This is a genomic window from Streptomyces sp. NPDC057445 (assembly GCF_042802855.1).
In the GTDB taxonomy this organism is placed as follows: domain Bacteria; phylum Actinomycetota; class Actinomycetes; order Streptomycetales; family Streptomycetaceae; genus Streptomyces.
On the sequence record NZ_JBHVDH010000012.1, the window covers coordinates 158,281 to 177,757 of the forward strand.

21 protein-coding genes and 2 pseudogenes are annotated in these 19,477 nt (G+C 69.4%); 10 read left to right on the forward strand and 13 right to left on the reverse strand.

Features of this window, described 5'->3' with window-relative positions:
* The first annotated feature begins 367 nt into the window (after positions 1 to 367).
* From ACFU5O_RS24415 to ACFU5O_RS24430, 4 genes are all read left to right on the forward strand, one after another.
* Positions 368 to 1,555, forward strand: a complete 1,188-nt coding sequence (locus ACFU5O_RS24415; RefSeq protein WP_384243864.1) for an epoxide hydrolase family protein — start codon at positions 368 to 370, stop codon at positions 1,553 to 1,555.
* Between the two features lie 240 nt (positions 1,556 to 1,795).
* Positions 1,796 to 2,395 (forward strand): molybdopterin-dependent oxidoreductase, encoded by a 600-nt coding sequence (locus ACFU5O_RS24420; RefSeq protein WP_384243866.1) that lies wholly within the window; start codon positions 1,796 to 1,798, stop codon positions 2,393 to 2,395.
* Complete coding sequence (locus ACFU5O_RS24425; protein ID WP_384243868.1) at positions 2,365 to 3,108, forward strand: ferredoxin reductase; 744 nt, start codon at positions 2,365 to 2,367, stop codon at positions 3,106 to 3,108. Before ACFU5O_RS24420 ends, ACFU5O_RS24425 begins: the two co-directional genes overlap by 31 nt.
* A gap of 11 nt (positions 3,109 to 3,119) precedes the next feature.
* Positions 3,120 to 3,416, forward strand: coding sequence for a DUF6510 family protein (locus tag ACFU5O_RS24430; RefSeq protein ID WP_384243869.1), 297 nt, complete (start codon positions 3,120 to 3,122; stop codon positions 3,414 to 3,416).
* Positions 3,417 to 3,489: 73 nt separating this feature from the next.
* On the opposite strand, the pseudogene msrB reads toward ACFU5O_RS24430, so the two are convergent.
* Positions 3,490 to 3,794 (reverse strand): annotated as a pseudogene (gene msrB, locus ACFU5O_RS24435) (peptide-methionine (R)-S-oxide reductase MsrB); the annotation flags it as partial.
* A gap of 194 nt (positions 3,795 to 3,988) precedes the next feature.
* Positions 3,989 to 4,143 (reverse strand): annotated as a pseudogene (locus ACFU5O_RS24440) (NADP-dependent oxidoreductase); the annotation flags it as partial.
* Positions 4,144 to 4,398: 255 nt separating this feature from the next.
* On the opposite strand from ACFU5O_RS24440, the gene ACFU5O_RS24445 reads away from it, so the two are divergent.
* Positions 4,399 to 5,136 (forward strand): flavodoxin family protein, encoded by a 738-nt coding sequence (locus ACFU5O_RS24445; RefSeq protein WP_384243870.1) that lies wholly within the window; start codon positions 4,399 to 4,401, stop codon positions 5,134 to 5,136.
* Between the two features lie 66 nt (positions 5,137 to 5,202).
* Here the strand turns inward: ACFU5O_RS24445 and ACFU5O_RS24450 are convergent, their stop codons facing one another.
* Positions 5,203 to 5,868, reverse strand: a complete 666-nt coding sequence (locus ACFU5O_RS24450) for an RraA family protein (RefSeq protein ID WP_384243871.1) — start codon at positions 5,866 to 5,868, stop codon at positions 5,203 to 5,205.
* Between the two features lie 542 nt (positions 5,869 to 6,410).
* On the opposite strand from ACFU5O_RS24450, the gene ACFU5O_RS24455 reads away from it, so the two are divergent.
* Entirely contained in the window at positions 6,411 to 6,923 is a 513-nt protein-coding gene (locus tag ACFU5O_RS24455; RefSeq protein WP_384243873.1) for a DinB family protein, read from the forward strand.
* Positions 6,924 to 6,934: 11 nt separating this feature from the next.
* Here ACFU5O_RS24455 and ACFU5O_RS24460 read toward each other — a convergent pair whose 3' ends face one another.
* The 7 genes from ACFU5O_RS24460 to ACFU5O_RS24490 form a co-directional block, all read right to left on the reverse strand.
* Positions 6,935 to 7,405, reverse strand: a complete 471-nt coding sequence (locus ACFU5O_RS24460; RefSeq protein ID WP_384243874.1) for a hypothetical protein — start codon at positions 7,403 to 7,405, stop codon at positions 6,935 to 6,937.
* Between the two features lie 127 nt (positions 7,406 to 7,532).
* Positions 7,533 to 8,216 carry a uracil-DNA glycosylase gene (gene ung, locus ACFU5O_RS24465; RefSeq protein WP_384243875.1) on the reverse strand — a complete coding sequence of 228 codons (684 nt, stop codon included), beginning with the start codon at positions 8,214 to 8,216 and terminating at the stop codon, positions 7,533 to 7,535.
* A gap of 101 nt (positions 8,217 to 8,317) precedes the next feature.
* Positions 8,318 to 9,895: an ABC transporter substrate-binding protein gene (locus ACFU5O_RS24470; RefSeq protein WP_384243924.1), complete on the reverse strand. Its 1,578-nt coding sequence runs from the start codon at positions 9,893 to 9,895 to the stop codon at positions 8,318 to 8,320.
* 120 nt (positions 9,896 to 10,015) lie between these two features.
* A complete protein-coding gene (locus tag ACFU5O_RS24475) occupies positions 10,016 to 10,783 on the reverse strand; it encodes an SDR family oxidoreductase (protein WP_384243877.1) in 768 nt (255 codons plus the stop codon).
* Positions 10,784 to 10,799: 16 nt separating this feature from the next.
* Complete coding sequence (fabG, locus tag ACFU5O_RS24480; protein ID WP_384243878.1) at positions 10,800 to 11,561, reverse strand: 3-oxoacyl-ACP reductase FabG; 762 nt, start codon at positions 11,559 to 11,561, stop codon at positions 10,800 to 10,802.
* A 169-nt stretch (positions 11,562 to 11,730) separates the two neighbouring features.
* Positions 11,731 to 12,126, reverse strand: a complete 396-nt coding sequence (locus ACFU5O_RS24485; protein ID WP_384243879.1) for a DUF3037 domain-containing protein — start codon at positions 12,124 to 12,126, stop codon at positions 11,731 to 11,733.
* A complete protein-coding gene (locus ACFU5O_RS24490; RefSeq protein ID WP_384243880.1) occupies positions 12,123 to 12,986 on the reverse strand; it encodes a HipA family kinase in 864 nt (287 codons plus the stop codon). Before ACFU5O_RS24490 ends, ACFU5O_RS24485 begins: the two co-directional genes overlap by 4 nt.
* A gap of 112 nt (positions 12,987 to 13,098) precedes the next feature.
* Between ACFU5O_RS24490 and ACFU5O_RS24495 the strand changes: the two genes are divergently transcribed.
* Positions 13,099 to 13,578 (forward strand): Rieske (2Fe-2S) protein, encoded by a 480-nt coding sequence (locus ACFU5O_RS24495; protein ID WP_384243881.1) that lies wholly within the window; start codon positions 13,099 to 13,101, stop codon positions 13,576 to 13,578.
* On the opposite strand, the gene ACFU5O_RS24500 is transcribed toward ACFU5O_RS24495, so the two are convergent.
* Complete coding sequence (locus ACFU5O_RS24500; RefSeq protein ID WP_384243882.1) at positions 13,565 to 14,218, reverse strand: cysteine hydrolase; 654 nt, start codon at positions 14,216 to 14,218, stop codon at positions 13,565 to 13,567. The two genes, ACFU5O_RS24495 and ACFU5O_RS24500, sit on opposite strands and share 14 nt — an antisense overlap.
* 214 nt (positions 14,219 to 14,432) lie before the next feature.
* Here ACFU5O_RS24500 and ACFU5O_RS24505 point away from each other — a divergent pair, with 214 nt between their 5' ends.
* On the forward strand, positions 14,433 to 14,900 hold the full coding sequence (locus tag ACFU5O_RS24505; RefSeq protein ID WP_384243883.1) for a pyridoxamine 5'-phosphate oxidase family protein: 468 nt from the start codon (positions 14,433 to 14,435) through the stop codon (positions 14,898 to 14,900).
* An 86-nt stretch (positions 14,901 to 14,986) separates the two neighbouring features.
* On the opposite strand, the gene ACFU5O_RS24510 is transcribed toward ACFU5O_RS24505, so the two are convergent.
* Entirely contained in the window at positions 14,987 to 15,892 is a 906-nt protein-coding gene (locus tag ACFU5O_RS24510) for a LysR family transcriptional regulator (protein ID WP_384243884.1), read from the reverse strand.
* Positions 15,893 to 15,966: 74 nt separating this feature from the next.
* On the opposite strand from ACFU5O_RS24510, the gene ACFU5O_RS24515 reads away from it, so the two are divergent.
* Positions 15,967 to 16,938, forward strand: a complete 972-nt coding sequence (locus tag ACFU5O_RS24515) for a DMT family transporter (RefSeq protein ID WP_384243886.1) — start codon at positions 15,967 to 15,969, stop codon at positions 16,936 to 16,938.
* On the opposite strand, the gene ACFU5O_RS24520 is transcribed toward ACFU5O_RS24515, so the two are convergent.
* On the reverse strand, positions 16,929 to 18,260 hold the full coding sequence (locus ACFU5O_RS24520) for an aminotransferase class I/II-fold pyridoxal phosphate-dependent enzyme (protein WP_384243887.1): 1,332 nt from the start codon (positions 18,258 to 18,260) through the stop codon (positions 16,929 to 16,931). The two genes, ACFU5O_RS24515 and ACFU5O_RS24520, sit on opposite strands and share 10 nt — an antisense overlap.
* 35 nt (positions 18,261 to 18,295) lie before the next feature.
* Here ACFU5O_RS24520 and ACFU5O_RS24525 point away from each other — a divergent pair, with 35 nt between their 5' ends.
* Positions 18,296 to 18,967, forward strand: a complete 672-nt coding sequence (locus ACFU5O_RS24525; RefSeq protein WP_384243888.1) for a pyridoxamine 5'-phosphate oxidase family protein — start codon at positions 18,296 to 18,298, stop codon at positions 18,965 to 18,967.
* Positions 18,968 to 19,477 lie beyond the last annotated feature (510 nt).

Consider the following 19,477-nt stretch of genomic DNA (forward strand, 5'->3'; position numbering starts at 1 on the left):
CTCCGCAGAACCTACCCAGAATGGCACCGAGCCAGGGGAGAAGCCCGATAGTGAGCCCCGCAAGCACCGGGTCAGCGTCATGCTTTGGGCGGCTACGCAGTTCGGCGGCCGCGACATCCCCGAACCCGCCGACGTTGAGTTCGACGCCCCACAGACCCCTGTGCTCAGCGGCGTGGCGACTGGCGGGTGCACGTGACCTGGATGCCGCTGGTGTCTGCACGAGACCGGCGAGGTACTTCAGCCCGAGCAGTGTCGCGAGGGTCCCTGACCAAGCGCAGACTGGAAAGCGGACCAGAGGTGTTCACGGGCGCGCCGCGCGGACAAGAGCGCGAGGCTTTCCGCCCGTCGGCAACCGAGGAGCGGCGTTATGCCCGTCACGGCCGAAGGAACAGACATCTGCCCGTTCCGGATCGAGGTTCCAGAGAACCAGCTCACCGAGTTGCGCAGCCGGGTCGAGGCGACGCGCTGGCCTTCCAAGGAGCTTGTCACCGACCGCTCCCAAGGAGTGCAACTGGCAACGCTTCAGGCGCTCTCCCGCTACTGGATGCTCGAGTACGACTGGCGCAGGTGCGAGGCGAGACTGGACGCACTGCCGCAATTCATGACTGAGATCGACGGGGTCGAGATCCACTTCATCCACGTCAGGTCGCCGCATGAGAACGCGTTGCCGCTGATCATGACGCACGGCTGGCCCGGCTCGGTCGTCGAGCTGCTGGGGACCGTCGGCCCGCTGACCGACCCGACCGCTCACGGCGGCACCCCCGAGGACGCATTCCACCTGGTGCTGCCGTCCCTGCCCGGCTACGGCTTCTCGGGCCAGCCGACCGAGCTCGGCTGGGGGAACGGGCGCATCGCGAGCGCGTGGGCGGAGCTGATGAACCGCCTGGAGTACCCGCGCTACGTCGCCCAGGGGGGCGACGTGGGCGCAGCCGTCACCGACGCGATGGGCCGCCAGGCACCCGCGGGGCTGCTCGGCATCCACGTGAACCTGCTCGCCGGGGCGATCGCGATCAAGGACCAACTGCCGATGGAGTCCGAGCAGGAACGCGCGGCGTTCGACGCGCTGAACGTGTTCATGACGGACGGCTTCGGCTACTTCCTGGAGCAGACCACCCGGCCGCAGACGATCGGCTACTCCCTGCTGGATTCACCCGTCGGGCTGGCTGCCTGGATGCTGGACCACGACACGGACAGCTACTACAAGATCTCCCGCGCGTTCGTCGACCACGAGCCCGTGGGCAATCTGACCCGGGACAACATCATCGACAACATCATGATGTATTGGCTGACGGGCACCGGCGCCTCGGCGGCCCGGTGGTACTGGGAGTTCGGACGCGAGATCGCGTCCGGCCAGGCTCCTCCGCCGGTGTCGGTTCCGGTCGGCTTCACGACGTTCCCCGGCGAGATCTGGGCCGCCCCGCGCAGCTGGGTGGAGAGTGTCTACCCGAGCCCCGCGTACTTCAACGAGGTCGGCAGCGGCGGCCACTTTGCTGCCTGGGAGGAGCCGCAGCTCTTCTCCGCCGAGGTGCGGGCCGCATTCAGGCCCCTGCGCTGACGACGTCCAGTCGTGCCCAGACGACACCGCACCCCGGCCGGTACAAAGGGCCGGGTGTGCCGACCCGAAGGATCGGACGCTGGGCCCGGCACGATCGGCCCGCTCCCGGTCCTGCCCGCTTCGATGCGGCAGTGCCCAAGTGGAGCAATTGTCGTACGTAGGGGCATGCTGGATGTGGGTCTTCAGGACGAGGGAGCCCCCTTGGCCTCAGAGTGTTGCGCTGAGGAAGGTTATGCGCGTATGCCCATCATTTCGCCGGGATTCCACGGCCGGCGGCCCGCCGACGGCAAGAAGCTTCCGCCCGGCCAGTACGAGACGTTCGACTTTCCGGTGCTTTCCGCCGGCCCGACCCCCCATGTGCCGCAGGAGGACTGGGAGCTTGCGGTCGTCACGGAGGACGGGGGGCGCCACAGCTGGGACTGGGCGGCCCTGCAGGCGCTGCCGACGGAGACTCCCACGGTCGACCTGCATTGCGTGACCAAGTGGTCGAAGTACGACACCGAATGGCGGGGCGTGTCCTTGGACGTCCTGCTCGAAGGTGTCGAGACGGCGGCGGACTTCGCCCTCGTCCACTCCTACGGCGGCTACACCACCAACATCCCGCTGGAGGACCTCCTCGACCACAAGGCATGGATCGTGCACGACTACGACGGCCAGGAGTTGGCGCCCGAGCATGGCGGCCCAGCCCGGCTTCTCGTTCCCCATCTGTACCTGTGGAAGTCCGCGAAATGGGTACGCACGATCGAGCTTCGTCTGGACGACGAACCAGGTTTCTGGGAAAGCGCCGGCTATCACAACTACGGAGACCCATGGCAAGAGCAGCGATACCGGGGCGACTAGGTGAACGACTTCGCTGGAGAACCGCTCAGGTGGCGGACCGGCGTACGGAGTCGGCAACGGCCACCACGCTCGTCCTGAGCGTGCCGGACTGGCCCGGCCACCTGGCAGGCCAGCACGTCGATGTCCGGCTGACGGCGGAGGACGGGTACAGCACGCAGCGCAGCTACTCGATCGCGTCGGTGTCGAACGGCGAGCATGTGGAGCTCACGGTGCAGTGCGTGACCGGTGGGGAGGTCTCGCCCTATCTGGTGGACAATCTCCTGGTCGGGGGCCTCGTAGAGATCCGCGGCCCCGTTGGCGGCTGGTTCGTGTGGCAGCCCGAGCAGCCGGAGCCGGTTCTGCTGGTGGCAGGCGGCTCCGGAATCGTGCCGCTGATGTCCATGGTCCGCACCAGGGAGTCGACCGGCAGCCGCGTCCCGTTCCGCCTGCTGTACTCCCTAAGGGATCCGGCGGACCTTCTCTACGCCGCCGAGCTGCGTAAGGGGGCGCCCGGGTTGGACACGTCGTACATCTATACCCGGGTGACACCTGACGGATGGCGTCGGCCGGCGGGCCGACTAGCACCGGAGGACCTGGCGAGAAACGGCTGGCCCCCGGAGCTCGAGCCGGCCTGCTACGTCTGCGGCCCCACCGGTTTCGTCGAGAAGGCCGCCGACTACCTGGTACTTCTCGGCCATTCCCCTGATCGCGTCCGTACAGAACGATTCGGCTAGCGGAGGGTGACATGACGGTTTCAGACGGCTACGCATTCAGCGAGCCCACCTATACGGACGGCAACGCGCTCGCAGGGCCTCTCTCCGAGATTTTCGCGGTCGATGTCACCGCCGCGACCAGCCGGTGTGCGCACTGTAGCCGCACGGGTCCCCTCGGCGGGCTACATGTGTACGACCGCGCCCCGGGCCGCATCGCCCGCTGCCCGGGATGCGGGGAGGTCATGATCCGCATGGTCCGCGGCAATGGAGAGGTCTGGCTCGACATGAGCGGCACCGCGGCGCTTGCCATTCCCCTGGACGACCAGTGAGCAGGGGAGGAAAGTGTGCGCCGCGGCGGGAAAGGATCGCTGCCGCTGTCACGGTAAGTCCCCCGGGGCCGGGTCACGTTGATGCGTTCTTCCGCGGTGTCCCGAACAGCCGGGCATAGGCCCCGTAGGCCTCGCGCTCCAGGTCGTCGAGGTGAATGAAGCGCAGGGAAGCGGAGTTGATGCAATAGCGCAGTCCGCCCGCAGACCTGCGGCCGTCGGGAAACAGATGGCCGAGATGGCTTTCCCGTGGGCCGAGCGGACTTCGGTGCGCGTCATCCCGTGGGAAGGGTCCTGCCGCTCGACGTTCTCCGCGTCGATCACCTTGGTGAAGCTGGGCCATCCCGGTTTGCTGTCGTACTTGTCCACCGAAGCGAACACTCGTCGACGGCGTCTTCCCGGACAGCCGATGGCCAAGGCCCTCGTGCGACGACGCTTCTCGAGCCGTGATGCCCCACTCGCCGATCCCCAAGGGCTTTTCCGGCGGCGAGTACCCCGCATCCAGGAAGTCGCCGGTGACGGCAGGCAGGCGCACCAGGTTGTCGAAAACGCTCTCCCGCTCAGCCTTCGGCGATCGGCTTGAGCCGTCCGTCTCGGAGCGCCGGGCGAGGTCCATGAGCCGGGCGCGATCGGGTTCGACGACGAAGAAGACAGCCCACCCGTCCTTGGGCTGGACCGTGGGTGGCATCGCGACGGCGACGAGCGTGCCACCAGCGCGTACCAGCGGGGCAGCCGCCCCACGCGCATGTCCCCACAAAGACACAATCATTGCGCTGCGACACAGGCAACTTGACCAGCTCCCACAGACCTCCCTATGGTCGCCGACGCCTAAGGCGGAAAGCCGGCGGCCTTGCCGCGCCGTTGGGCTGGTGGTGTGGTCGTCGGTCGCACCCTGTGCCGCAGCCGCCGCAGAAGGCACTTGGCCAGCACCATGGACGGCGTTGCACCGCCGTGACGGCACGGCGGCAGAATCCAGGAGCGCTCCGTGACCGCCCAGCCGCCGACTGCCGATTCGCTGCTCGACCGCTACGACGACCTCCGCGCCCTCGTCGTCAACTGCACCCTCAAGCGATCGCCCGAGGTGAGCAACACCCAAGGACTCATCGACAAGAGCCGGGCGGTGATGGAAGCACAGGGAGTCCAGGTCGACGTCGTACGAGCTGTCGATCACGACATCGCGACCGGCGTATGGCCGGACATGACCGAGCACGGGTGGGAGAGCGACGAGTGGCCGACCCTGTACGAGCGGGTGATCGCGTCCGACATCCTCGTGCTGGCGGGGCCGATCTGGCTGGGTGACAACAGCTCCGTCATGAAACAGGTCATCGAGCGGCTGTACGCGTGCTCGGCACTGCTCAACGACCGCGGCCAGTACGCGTACTACGGGCGGGTCGGTGGTTGCCTGATCACGGGCAACGAAGACGGAGTGAAGCACTGCGCCATGAACGTCCTGTACAGCCTCCAGCACCTCGGGTACACCATTCCACCGCAGGCGGACGCGGGCTGGGTCGGTGAGGCAGGGCCCGGACCCTCGTATCTCGACCCCGGATCGGGCGGGCCGCAGAACGATTTCACCAATCGCAACACCACCTTTATGGCCTGGAACTTGATGCATCTCGCCGCCATTCTCAAGCGGGCGGACGGCATCCCCGCTCACGGAAACCAGCGCGCCGAGTGGGACGCGGGAGCCCGCTTCGACTATCCGAATCCCGAACACCGATGAACGGGCGGGTGGGCGGCCGTGTGACGTGGATGCCGATGCTGCCCGTCAGGGCGGGTTTACCGGCGGCTACTCCTTCGGCGCACCGTCGTCTCCACGATCGCCCTCCCGGCGATTCTTTTCTACGTAGCGTGCTTCGTCGCTCACCACGCGTACGGCCTCCTCGAGGACAGCCAGAACCTCCGCCCCCGGGATGATCGCCGCCCCGGCGGCGTCGGCGAACACGTAGTCACCGGGACGCACCGCCACACCCGACACCACCGCGGGCCGGTTCGCCTCGAACGGGGTGACGGCGTCCCCACCCCATCGCACGGCTTCTCCACTGCAATATGCGGCGAACTCGTACTCCGGCAGCTCGGCAAAGTCACGCAGGCGACCGTCCGTCAGGATTCCGGCGAGCCCGTGGACAGCGAGCGGGGACAGCTTGACTCTGCCGCCGAGCGACGCGTCCGGATACCCGTTGCTCGCCAGAACCAGCACCCGCCCCTGCCCCCCCTCGCGGATGGCCTCGCGGAAGAGGTCGGCGAAGTTGTAGCGCTCGGGCGGCAGAGCCTTCTGGCACGAGGGCAGATAGGAAATGGTGACGGCCGGACCAAAGAGCAGGCGATCCGGCGTGGGGCTCTTCAGATCGGTCAGATGGCATCGGTGCCGATGAAATCGCCCCATCGCGTCGACGACGTCAGCGGTGCGGACACGAACTGCGAGTTCGCGCAGTCGCGACTCTTCCTCCACCATCGGACCTCCTGCTGGCCGGAACCGTCAGGCTCGGACATGGGCCGGGGTTCGTCCCAAGTGTGTGCCGGCAGTCAGGTGCCTGCTCAGCACTCTGGCCGCAGGCCAGCCTGCGGCGGCGGGAACGGCGCGCCGGCAACGTCCCCGAGCTCTTCAGCAGCACTCTCCATCTTGCGCCGCACACGGAGCGACTGCTACACGAGAACACTCGCCCAGTGCCGGTGCCGGTGCGCGCGGGCCTCGCCGCCGGCCTCCCGTCAGACCAATGGCCGCCTGCAGCTGGCCGTCAGTAAGGCATTCCGCTGCGCGCAGGTGAATTCGCCCGTCACTGCCTGTGACGACCTGCCGATTGGGTGGCCGCCGAGCGGCTAAAGGGACGCTGTGTGGACGCGGTGTGGACAACGATTGACTGCCAATCCGGAGTGACCGCCTGTCACGGGCTACTTCGTTGGTTCTCGGCGAGGACCACTTGAACCCCGGCACCCATTTCGTCACCTCGAGAGCTCCATTTCGTCGGTTCCTCTGTATCGCGCAGGATGCGGACCATGACCACATCTGAGCGAACCGAAGCGTCCACCCTCGCCGGCGAGCGCGAGATGCTCGAAGGCTGGCTGGACTTCCACCGGGAGACCCTCGCCCTGAAGTGCGCCGGGCTCGACGACGAGCAGCTGCGACGGGCCTCTGTACCGCCGTCGGGACTGTCGCTGCTCGGCCTCGTGCGGCACATGGCGGAGGTCGAGCGGAACTGGTTCCGCAGGGTCCTGACCGCGGAGGATGCCCCGCCCCTCTACTACGGCAAGGAGGATCCGGACGGCGAGTTCCACATGACCGGCGAGGACACCTGGCAGACGGCACACGGAGCCTGGCAGGCCGAGATCGCACGTGCCCGCGCGCTCGCCGCTTCGCGGTCCCTGGACGACCTCGCCACCGGCACCAACAGCCGCGGAGAACCGTTCAATCTGCGCTGGATCTACGTCCACATGATCGAGGAGTACGCGCGCCACAACGGGCACGCCGATCTGCTCAGGGAGTGCATCGACGGTACGACGGGAGAGTGACGCCCCCCGCCTCACTCCCCTGACAGCTGCCGGTCCAGCCGCGCGATCGCCGCCCTCACACCGTCCCCGTGCCCGTCGTCGCCCAGGGCGTGCGAAGCCGCACGGGCGCGGTCGAGGTGGGCGCGCGCGGCCTCCGGGCGACGGAGCTTCGCATAGTCCGCGGCGAGGTTGAGATGCAGGGAGGGGTACAGGCCGCGCACCGCGACCGCCGCTTCGTGCCCGGCCGGCCGCGCGGCCTCCAGGCCCTCCGCCGCCGACAGCGCGCGCAGGTCCCAGGCCAGCTCGTCGGCGGGGTCGTCCTGGGTGTCCGCCATGTAGTGCGCCAGGGTGCAGCGGTGCAACGGGTCGCCGTACGCGCCGATCTCCGTCCACAGCTTCCCGAGGCGGTTGCGCGCCTCTTCCCGGTCCCCGGCGTGGAGCAGCATGGCCGCCTGCCCGATCCTGGTCATGACGGCGTCTTCCGATGTCTCCTGCTGCTCCATACCTCGGCCTCCAGCGCCTCGACGGGGACGATTCCGACGCCAGTGCCTGTGACACTAGCCGCCGCGGGGTGCCATCCGGCACAGGCTCGGAGCGGGGCCCGAGCCTGTCAGCCAGGTGCGTGAACCGTCAGCCGAGGTCGGGGATGCGCCAGTCGATCGCCTCGTGGCCCTGCGCCGCCACGGCCTCGTCGATCTGTGTGAACGGCTGGGAGCCGAAGAACTTCTTCGCGGAGAGCGGCGACGGGTGGGCACCCTTCACCACCACATGACGGCCCTCGTCGATGAGCGGCAGCTTCTTCTGGGCGTAGTTGCCCCAGAGGACGAAGACCGCCGGATCGGGCCGCGAGGCCACGGCGGTGATCACCGCGTCCGTGAACTTCTCCCAGCCCTTGCCCTTGTGGGAGTTGGCCTCGCCCGCCCGGACGGTCAGCACCGCGTTGAGCAGGAGGACGCCCTGCTCGGCCCACGGCATCAGATAGCCGTTGTCCGGGACCGGATGGCCCAGCTCCTCCCGCATCTCCTTGTAGATGTTCCGCAGGGAGGGCGGGGTCTTGACGCCCGGACGCACCGAGAAGCACAGTCCGTGCCCCTGGCCCTCCCCGTGATACGGGTCCTGCCCGAGGATCAGCACCTTCACCCGCTCGAAGGGCGTGGCGTCCAGTGCCGCGAAGACCTCCTCACGCGGCGGGTACACCGGCCCCCTGGCGCGCTCGTCCTCCACGAAGTCGACAAGCTCCTTGAAGTAGGGCTTCTGGAGCTCCTCGCCGAGGACGCCGCGCCAGGACTCGGGCAGCATGTCGGTGTCGGTCACGTCAACAACCTCCGGTATGCGATCAGTTCTCGATCACAGAACCTACCCGCGGCCACTGACAATCGCGGCTGCCGGCCGGACGCGAGGTCCGGCCGGACCGCCTACCAGCTGGTCTTCCGCTCGAGCACCCACACCTGCATGATCGTCTGCGGGTCGAGCGCCCGCTCACAGCCGGCGATCTCCTCGCTGGCGGCGATGTGCAGCTTGCCCTGCCACAGCGGCAGCAGCCGGACGTCCTCCACGAGAACCTTCTGGGCCACCTCGAACGGCCCGGACACGGCGCCGCGGTCGCTCTCCTTGCGGGACAGCGTGAGCTGCTCGGCGATCTCGGGGCTGTCGTACGGGGTGCCGAGCGCGTTCTCCTTGCCGACGAACGGCGCGATGAAGTTGTCCGGGTCCGGGAAGTCGGGGAACCAGCCTCGGCCGAAGACCGGGTACTGGCCGTTCTTGTAGCCCTCCTGGAAATCCTTCCAGGGCTTGCTCTGCAGCGTGATCTTGAACAGGCCGGACCTGTCCAGCTGCCGCTTGATCTCGGCGAACTCGGGAGCGGTGGAGGAGCCGTAACGGTCCGTGGTGAACCAGAAGGTCAGGTCGACGGGGGTGTTGATCCCGGCGTTCCGGAGGATCTCACGGGCCTTGCCGATGTCCGGCTCGCCGAACGTGTCGAAGAAGCTGGTGGTGTGCCCCGCAATGCCCTTGGGGACCATCGAGTACAGCGGCTCCGCCGTGCCCTGGTAGACCTTGCCGACAAGAGCCTCACGGTCGATGACCTGGGCGATCGCCCGGCGCACCGGCAGCTTGGCCACGGCCTGGTCCTTGGGGTTGAAGACGAGGTAACGGATGTCGGCGCCGACGGTCTCGACGACCTGGAGCCCCTCGTTCTCCGGCTTCTTGTCCTGCAGCGCGACGACCTCTTCCGCGGTGAGACCACGGTTGGTGACGTCGATCTCCTTCTTCCTGAGAGCGCTCACCATCACTTCGGAGTCCTTGAAGTAGCGAATGGTGACGGCTTCGTTCTTGCGGTCCGCGAAGCCGATGTAGTTCGCGTTCTTCTTCAGCTCGGCCGCGCCCCCCTCGGAGTACGACTCCAGGGTGTACGGGCCCGAGCCGGTGAGCTTGCCGTCCTCGCGGATCTTGTCGGCGGCGTACTCGGCGGGGTCGACGATGGACATCGCGGGTGTGGCGAGGATGAAGGGGAAAGTGGCGTCCGCCTTGGTGAGCCGGAACGTAACGGTCCGGGCCCCTTCCGTCTCCACCGCTCGGAGCGAACCGAGCAGTCCGCTCGGACCGCCCTTGACATTGATCTTCGTGATCCGGTCGATGGAGTACTTGACCGCGGCGGCGTCCAGCACGTGCCCGTTGGAGAACTTGAGGTTTTCACGCAGGGTGCACTGGAATGCCGTATTGGTCGGATCCGTGAATTTACAGCTCTCCGCCGCATCGGGCTGCGGACTCGTGCTCCCGGTCGGGAAACTCAGGAGCGTCTGAAACACATTCCGGTACAGCTCCCAGGAGCCGTCCCAGGCGGCGGCAGGATCGAGTGTGCTGGGCTCACTCGTCGTGCCGACGACCACCGGCTTGGCCCCATCGGCGTCCTCGTCCGAAAACAGACCGCATCCCGCCACCAGGGATATGGACGCAAGGGCTGCAGCCGCCCGCAGCATCGTCCGGTTGAACACGTGCACACGCTCCTCGTTCAGCCATGGGTCGGCGAACCATACCGCAGTGCCCCGCCAGAACAACGGGGAGGTTCGGCGGGGCACTTGTGGCAATCCATGGCCATTCAGGCACAAAAGGACTCAATGGACTCCGGCATTAAGGAAAATACCTCCGTCAACCACGAGTGTCTGCCCCGTGATCCAGTCCGACTGGTCGGAGGTGAGAAACGCGGCGGCTCCCCCGATGTCCCGGGGAACGCCCAGCCGGCCCATCGGATACGCGGCGGCCGCCTCGGCCTCCCGGCCCTCGTAGAGCGCTTCCGCGAACTTTGTCTTGATCACGGCGGGTGCGATCGCGTTGACCCGGACGACGGGCGCGAATTCGTGCGCCAGCTGCAGGGTCAGATTGATCATCGCCGCCTTGCTCATTCCGTATGCCCCGATGAAGGGCGACGCAGAGAGACCGGCAACCGATGCGATGTTCACGATCGCACCGCCGTTCTCCTTCTGCCACGCCCTGAAGGTCTGCTGGGCGAACCCGAGCGCCGAGATCACATTGGTCTCGAAGACCTTGCGGGCCACCCCGAGATCGAGTTCGGCGATCGGACCGAAGACGGGGTTGGTGCCGGCGTTGTTGACGAGGAAATCGACGCGGCCGAAGGCCTCCATCACACGCTCGACGGCGGCCGCCTGGTGCGCCTCGTCGTGGGCCTTGCCCGCGACCGCGATCACCCGGTCCGCGCCCAGCCGCTCGACGGCCTCCTTCAGGGCGTCCTCGCCGCGGCCGGTGATGCAGACCCGGTCACCGCGGGCGACGAGCGCCTCGGCGACGCCGTAGCCGATGCCCCGGCTGCCGCCCGTGACGAGGGCGACCTTGCCGGACAGCGGGGGAAGTTCCTGTGTGGTCATCTCTGGGATCTCCGGATCAGTTGAGCGGGCCGCCGGCGACGTACATGACCTGACCGGAGATGAAACCGGCGTCGTCACCCGTGAAGAAAGCGATTGCATTGGCGACGTCCTCCGGCCTGCCCACCCGCTGCACCGGGATCTGGGTGGCCGCCGCGGCCTGGAACTCCTCGAAGCCCATACCGACGCGGGCGGCGGTCTGGGCGGTCATCTCGGTGACGATGAACCCGGGGGCGACGGCATTGGCGGTGACGCCGAACTTGCCGAGCTCCTTGGCGAGGGTCTTGGTGAAGCCCTGGAGACCGGCCTTGACCGCGGAGTAGTTGGCCTGGCCGCGGTTGCCCAGCGCCGAGCTGGAGGAGAGCGAGACGATCCGGCCGAAGCCCGCGTCCACCATGTGCTTCTGGCAGGCCTTCGCCATCAGGAACGCGCCCTTGAGGTGCACGTTGATCACCGTGTCCCAGTCGGACTCGCTCATCTTGAAGAGGAGGTTGTCCCGGAGCACGCCCGCGTTGTTGACGAGGATCGTCGGCGCGCCGAGCTCGGCGGCGACCCGCTCGACGGCGGCCTCCACCTGGGCGGAGTCCGAGACGTCACAGCCGACGGCGACGGCCTTGCCGCCCGCCGCCGTGATCTTCTCGACGGTGTCCTTGCAGGCCGCCTCGTCGAGGTCGAGTACGGCGACGGCACGGCCTTCGGCCGCCAGACGTACGGCGGTGGCGGCGCCGATGCCTCGCGCGGCTCCGGTCACGATCGCGACGCGCTGCTCGGTGGTGGACATGGTTGGTTCTCCTCGCCCTTGGATCCCGGTGGATGCGGCCGCCCGGCACGGCCCAGATAAGTGAGCGACCGCTTAGTACCTTCAGCAGACGTGACGCTAGAAGCCCTGGCACCCGGTGTCAACGGCCCATCGGGTGCCCCGGGTCACTCATCCCCCTTGTGGGCCCCGTTCAGCGCACGAGTACATCGAGCAGCCGCTCGACCTCGGCCTCCGGGTCGGCGGTCAGACCGGTGTGCACGGGTCCCGGCTGGACGACCGTCGAACGCGGTGCGATCAGCCACCGGAACCGTCGCCCCGCGTCGTCACGCGCCGCCTGCCCCGCGTCCTGCCCGCCCTTGCAGACGCCCTCGACGGCGTGCAGCGCGGCTTTCACTCCCGTGACGTCCGCCTGCGGGTCCAGGGCCCTCAGCTTTGCCTCGTCCAGGTGCGTACGGGCGGCCACGTAGGACTTGGCCCGGCAGTAGACAACCACGCCCGCGTTGAAGCACTCACCGCGCTCGACGCGCGGCACCACGCGCAGCAGCGCGTACTCGAAGACGTCCCGCTCGACGCCGCGATCGCTCACAGTCCCTCGCCCTTCGTGCTGTCCTTGCTCTTCTTCGTCAGGTGGGGCCAGGGCGTGAGGTGCTCGGTGAGCCAGCCGGGTGCCTGCGAGGGGCGCGACTTGGAGGGAGCGGTCAGCGTGATCCGCTCATGGATGGTGGCGGCACGCGGCAGCAGGGTCTCCACATAGGCGCGGCGCAGCGCGTCGGTGGAGTCGAACCCTGGCTCGTCCACCAGCCACTCGTCCGGGACGTCCGCGGCCGCCTGGGTCAGCAGTTCCTCGGTGACCAGCGGTGCCAGCTCGGCGGCAGCGGCGGCGATGTCGGGCCGGAAAGGCGCGAGTGCGTGATCGGACGCGTCGTACGGCTTGGCCGCGGAGGCCACCGCGCCCGGCCAGTTGTGGTGCCAGATCATGGTGGCACCGTGGTCGATCAGCCACAGGTCGCCGTGCCAGACGAGCATGTTGGGATTGCGCCAGGACCGGTCGACGTTGTTGATCAGCGCGTCGAACCAGACGACCCTGCCCGCCTCCGCCGGGTCCACCTCGTACGCGAGCGGGTCGAAGCCGATCGAGCCGGGCAGGAAGTCCATCCCGAGGTTGAGACCGCCGCTGGCCTTCAGCAGCTCCTGCACCTCCTGGTCGGGCTCGGAGAGCCCGATGACCGGGTCGAGCTGGATCTGTACGAGCTCCGGCACCCGCAGTCCGAGCCGACGGCCGAGCTGCCCGCAGATGACCTCGGCGACCAGGGTCTTGCGGCCCTGTCCGGCCCCGGTGAACTTCATGACGTACGTACCGAGATCGTCGGCCTCGACGATCCCGGGGAGCGAGCCGCCCTCGCGCAAGGGCGTGACATAGCGGGTCGCTGTGACTTCGGAAAGCATTGGGCAAGATTACTGTGCGTTTTCCGGCGCGGCCGTTGAACGAGTCCGCACCCGGTCCCGTAGAACATCACAAGCGGCCCGGGACGGGGGCCGATCGCGGAGAGGGGCCGGCATGACCGGAACGCAGGGAACGGCCCGCACCGTGGCGCGGCGAACCGTCGTCGCGGCGGCGGGCGGAGCGGGGCTCGCGGCGGCGCTGACAGCGTGCGGCGGCGGATCGGAGACGTCGGGCAGCGCGGGCGAGCAGCCTGCAGGCGCCGGCACGACGGGCGGGAGCACGGGCGGCACCACGGGCGGTGGCGGCGGCGGCGGCGAGGTCCTGGCCAGGACCTCGGACATCCCGGAGGGCGGTGGCAAGGTCATCGGCGATGTCGTGGTGACCCAGCCGACGGCGGGTCAGTTCAAGGCCTTCTCGTCCAAGTGCACCCATCAGGGCTGCGCCGTGAAGCAGGTCGCGAACGGCATGATCAACTGCCCTTGTCACAACAGCATGTTCGACGCTGTGGACGGCAGCGTGAAGGGTGGCCCCGCGACCTCGCCGCTCCCGCCCGTGCCGGTCGTCGTCGCGGGCGACTCGATCAAGCGCGCGTGACCCTGCGCGGGCGCTTCCAGCACGCGAGCACCTCGTCGGTGGTGGTGACGGTGGCGACGAGTGCCAGCGTGTTCCTGATCATCGCGAGGGTGTACTCGGGAGGCACCCCCGCGATGGCGTCCGTGGGGACGACGGCCGTGTAGCCGAGGTTGACGGCGTCGAAGACGGCGTTCGGGACGGCCACGTTGGCGGAGACGCCCGTGACCACGAGGGTGCGGCAGCCGAGGTTCCGCAGCAGGGCGTCGACCTCTGTCCCGGCGATCGGGGACAGCCCGTGCAGTCTGCGTACGACGATGTCCTCGTCCGCGACCTCGATCGGCTCGGCGATACGGACGGCCGTGGTGCCTGAGTGCTGCTGCACGGGCAGCCGCTCGGCGGCCCTGAAGAGGCGGGCGTTGCGGTTGGAACCCCGCCCGTCGGGCCGTCGCTCCGCCACCGCGTGCAGGACCTGCACACCGGCTTCGTGCGCGGCGGCGACGAGTCGCGCGACATGAGTCAGTGCCCCTGATGAGCGGGCCTGGGCGGCGAGCTCCGGGAGGGCGCTGTCCCTGCCGACGACGCCGTTCTGGCACTCGACGGTCATCAGCACGGTGCCGGCAGGATCCAGCTGTTCCAGGAGCTGTTCGTGCGACGACGGCATTTCCCGGCCTCCTCTTCGACGACTGCGGCTGCACGTGTTCCCGAGTTCCCGACGTCCCGAGTTCCCGACGTCCCGGGTTCCGGACCGCCCGGGAACGTGTCCGGGACCGGCCGCGCGACGGTAACGGGCATTGCGCCAGGAAGGAAGAGCCCCCATGATTTCTGACACCCGGTCAGTTCCCTGAAAACGTCGGCTATCCGAAGGAGGGCCCCGCATGGCCGTCACCCAGCGCCGAGGCCGCCGGATCATGATGACATCGTCCGAACTGGACGCGTTCCTCACCGCACAGCGCACCTGCCGGGTGGCCACGGTCTCGGCCGACGGGCGTCCCCATGTCACCGCCCTCTGGTTCGCCTGGGACGGTACGTCCCTGTGGCTGTACTCGATCACCCGCAGCCGCCGCTGGCAGGAAATGCGCCGTGATCCACGGATCGCCGTGGTGGTCGACGCAGGCGAGGAGTACGGCGATCTGTGCGGCGTCGAGCTCTCGGGCACGGCCGAGTTCATCGGCGAGTCCCCGAGGACCGGAGAGCCCTGCCCTGCTCTCGAGGGTCCCGAGCGGCTCTTCGCCCGGAAGAACTTCGGCCTGGACTCGATGCCGCACGACGGCCGCCACGCCTGGATGCGGCTGACGCCGGACGCTGTCGCCTCCTGGGACTTCCGCAAGCTCACGGCGCTCTGAGCACGGCGCCGGACCAGGCCCCCGGGCACGACCCCGTGGGCCTGGTCCGGCGCCGAGGGCGTGGACGTGGACGCGGGCGTCGCACCTCAGCCCGTCACCACCGCCGCGGCCGACTGCAGCGCCTCCACCGCCGCGCGGATCGAGGGACGCCGCTCCGCGTCGGTGCGCCAGACCGCATGGATGTGGCGGTGCATCTTCTGGCGCACAGGGACGAACCTGACGCCCTCCGGCACCGGACCGCGGCCCAGTCGTGGGGTGACACAGACCCCGAGGCCCGCCGCGATCAGCGACAGCTGCGTGTGATGCTCCCCCGCCATGTGCGCGATCCGGGGCTCGATGCCCTTCGAGCGGAGGGTGAAGACCAGCCACTCGTAGCAGAATTCGCCCTCCGGCCAGGACACCCACTCGTCGTCGGCGAAATCCTCGAGATCCACCTCGGCGCTCGCCGCGAGCGGATGGTTCATCGGCATGGCGACATCCGCCGCGTCGTCCAGCAGCTGCGCCCGGGCGAGGCCGCCCGGCACCGGCAGACGCTTGTTGCTCCAGTCCAGCACGACGGCCAGATCCAGGTCGCCCGTGACGACCTGGCGCACGGCGTGCTCCGGTTCCAGTTCCCTGGACCGTACGCGCAGTTCGGGGTGGGCGCCCCGGAGCGCCGCGAGCGCGGCGGGGAAGAGCCCCCGGGCGGCCGTCGGGAAGGCTCCGATGCGCACTTCACCGACCACCTGTCCCCGCTGCGCCTCGATGTCGGCCTGGGCGAGCTCCACCTGGGACAGGATGCGCGCGGCATGGTCGGCGAGCAGCCGGCCGGCGTCGGTGAGGCGCACCCCGCGCCCGTACTTGGCCAGCAGTTGCTGGCCCACCTCCCGCTCCAGCTTCGCCATCTGCTGGGAAACGGCCGAAGTCGTCACATGCAGTCCGTCGGCCGCCCCGCTCACCGAGCCGTGCCGTGCCAGTGCGTCCAGGGTCCGCAGGCGCTCCAGGTTCAACATGTAAGTAATGCTAATCCAAGAGGTGAACGAAATCTCGCTTGTCCTAAGAGATCGGCCCCATCAGAGTAAGTGACATGAGCGCCGCTACGCCGACTTCACGTGATCGCACCCCTCGTGATCGCACCCTCCTCGTCCCCACGCCCGCCACGACGGCCCGACGCCCCGCCCTCGACTGGCGCATCAGGTTCGCGGTGCTCGCTCTGATCTGGGGCTTCAGCTTCCTGCTGATCAAGGTCGGGACGCACGGGTACGCGCCGTTCCAAGTCACCTTCGGCCGGCTGCTCTTCGGCACCGCCGTGCTCGCGGCGGCGATGGCGGTGAAGCGCGAACGACTGCCCCGGGGGCCTCGCACATGGGCCCATCTCGCCGTCGCCGCGCTCCTGCTCAACGCGCTCCCGTTCTCGCTCTTCGCCTACGCCGAGCTGACGATCCCCTCGTCCCTGGCGGGCATCTGCAACGCCACCTCGCCGCTGTGGGGCATGGCGCTGTCGCTGGTTGCCCTCTCCGAGGACCGGCCGACCCGCCGCCGCGTCGCCGGGCTCGGCCTCGGCTTCCTCGGCGTTCTCACCGTGCTGGGCGCCTGGCAGGGATTCAACGGGCTGGACGTCACCGGCACCGCGATGGCGCTGATCGCCTCGCTCTGCTACCCCGTGGGGTGGATCTACGTCCGCCGCACACTCGCCGGTTCCACCCACTCGAACCTCTCCCTCACCAGCGCCCAACTGCTCCTCGCCACGCTCCAGCTGGCGCTGGTGACCCCCCTGTTCACCACGCTCCCGGACTCCCTCCCGGTGGTCCCGCTGCTCGCGTTGATCGCTCTGGGCGCCCTGGGAACCGGCTTCGCGATGCTGCTGCAGTACGGACTGGTCGCCGAGGTCGGGCCCACGACGGCGGCAATGGTCACGTACTTCATCCCGGTCATCGCCACCGTCGCCGGGGTGACGCTGCTCGACGAGCAGTTCGGCTGGAACACTCCGGTCGGCGCACTGGTCGTGCTGGCGGGCGCCGCCCTCACCCAGAGCAGGCCGCGAACCCGTCAGCCGTAGGCGCGGGCGGGCACCGGTCCCGCCGCCGCAGCCACCGCGTCGGCGAGCCGCTCGATGTCCTCCCCCTTCAGGCTGGACACGGTGAGCCGCACCCCGGGCGGCGAGGAGATCCTGAAGCGCGCTCCTGGCGCCACCGCCCACCCCGCGTGCAGCAGCCGCGCCACGGTCCCCGTCTCGTCCACCACCGGCACCCAGACGTTCATACCGCTGCGGCCCTGCGCCCCGACCCCCCGCTCCGCCAGGGCACGCAGCAGTGCGTCGCGCCGCTCCGCGTACGCGCGCGCCACCGCCGCCGGGTCGACGGCCTTCGAGGTCCACAGCTCCACGACCGCCTGCTGCAGCAGCCCGCTGACCCAGCCCGGACCCAGCTGCTGCCGCCCCAGCACCCGGTCGACGGTGATCCCGTCCCCGGTCAGGACGGCGAGCCGCAGATCCGGCCCGTACGCCTTGGCGGTGGAGCGGACGACCACCCAGTGGTCCGTGACTCCGGCGAGCGGGTGCAGCGGCTGGTCGACGATGGCGTAGCCGTGGTCGTCCTCGATGGTCAGCACCTGCGGATGCCGGGCGAGCACACCGCGCAGTTCGCGCGCCCGCTCCTGCGTGACCACGGCTCCCGTGGGGTTCTGCGCCCGGCCGGTGACGACCACGGCGCGGGCACCGCCGTCGAGGGCCCGCTGCACCTCGCCGGGCCGCGGTCCGTCCTCGTCGAGGGCGACCGGTACGGGCCGCAGTCCGAGCGCCGCGACCAGATCCAGCAGACTGCCCCAGCCCGGATCCTCGACGGCGACGGCGTCACCGGGCCTGAGGTGGGCGTTCAGCACACGCTCAATGGCATCCAGCGAGCCGGACGTGACGGCGACCGGGCCGTCCGGCACGCCGTCGGCCTCCAGTCCGGCGCGGGCGATACCCGCCAGTCGGGGGTTGACCGGCGCGTCCCCGTAGAGGACCGGCCGCTCGGCGTACCGGCGCGCCGCGGCCGCGAACGCGTCCTGCAGGGGCGGCAGCAGGGCGACGTCGGGATTGCCGTCGGAGATCTGCCGTACGCCGGGCGGGGCGTCGACCCTGAGCGAGCCGCGAGCCGTGCTCGCGGGACGCGCCCGCACCCGGCTGCCCCTGCGCCCCGCCGTCTCGATCACTCCGCGCTCACGCAGCGTGCGGTAGGCGGCCGCGACGGTATTGGGATTGACACCCAGCGCCGTCGCCAACTCCCGCATGGGCGGCAGCAGTTGACCGGGCAGCAGCTCCCCCGCCCCTACTCCGCGCTCGACGCTCGCGGCGATCTCCGATGCACGACGTCCCGTAATCCGATACTCTCCTAGCACAAACCGCATTATGCACTAGTGCAATGGAGATGGCAATGTCCTCACTGCCGGCCGACTCCGTCTACCGGACCACCGAGCGCACCTCCCCCACCCGTGGGCGGGCGCGTGCTTCCTACGACCGCGAGCTGGTGCACTCGATACTCGACGAGGCGTACGTCTGCCATCTCGGCTTCGTCCGCGACGGCGCGCCGGTGGTACTTCCGACCCTCTACGGCAGGATCGGCGAGACGCTGTACATCCACGGCTCGACCGGCTCCCGGCCCCTGCGCATGGCCGGGCAGGCCGACCCCGGTCTGGAGATCTGTCTGACCGTCACCCATGTGGACGGACTGGTCCTCGCACGCTCCGCGTTCCACCACTCGATCAACTACCGCTCCGTCGTGATCCACGGCACCGCCCACCAGGTCACCGACGAGGAGGAGAAGCGCGTCGCCCTCGACGCGCTCGTCGACCAGGTGGTTCCCGGCCGCGCCCACGACTCCCGCCGGGCGAACCCGAAGGAACTCGCGGCCACCGCTGTGCTGCGTCTCGCTCTCGAAGAGGTCTCGGCCAAGTGCCGCACAGGTGGCCCGAACGACGATCCGGAGGACAGGTCCCTGCCGTACTGGAGCGGAGTGATCCCGCTGGCCCACGGCCACGGCGCGCCGCTCCCCGCGGACGACCTGGACCCCGCCGTGGAGCTGCCCGACTACCTCTCCGTGCTCTAGGGCCTCTCGTCGGATCCTGCCGGGCTCGCGTGCCCTGGCGTCGCCCCTCGCTGCGTCGTCGTCGGTCGCCGACGCCCCCCAGCTACCGCTGGGAGCCCGTGACCGGAAGGGTTTGCCGAGCAGCTCGCCGCGTCCGGTGCGGTGTCTCGCAAGGCGGTGGGGGCACCCCCGGCCGGAGGCTGGGGGAGATCGCCCTCGTACGGGGCGGGCGTACTCGGGCGACTCCGACAGCGTCCGCGAGGTGCGGTGCCGTGCCGTGCCGTGCGGTGCCGTGCCTGCCACGGGGACCCCCAGGCGCAGCTCTGGGGAGTCGCGAGCCGGTGAGCCTTTCCGGTGACAGCACCGGGCGGGGCATGCTCGGGAATCGCGTACGGGGGTCGCGATTCGCCGGGGCGGGGCCCCCCCCCCCCCCCGGGCCCCCCCCCCCCCCCCCCCGCCCCCCCCCCGCCCCCCCCCCCCCCCCCCCCGGCCGGCCCCCCCCCCCCCCCCCCCCCCCCCGCCGCCCGCCCC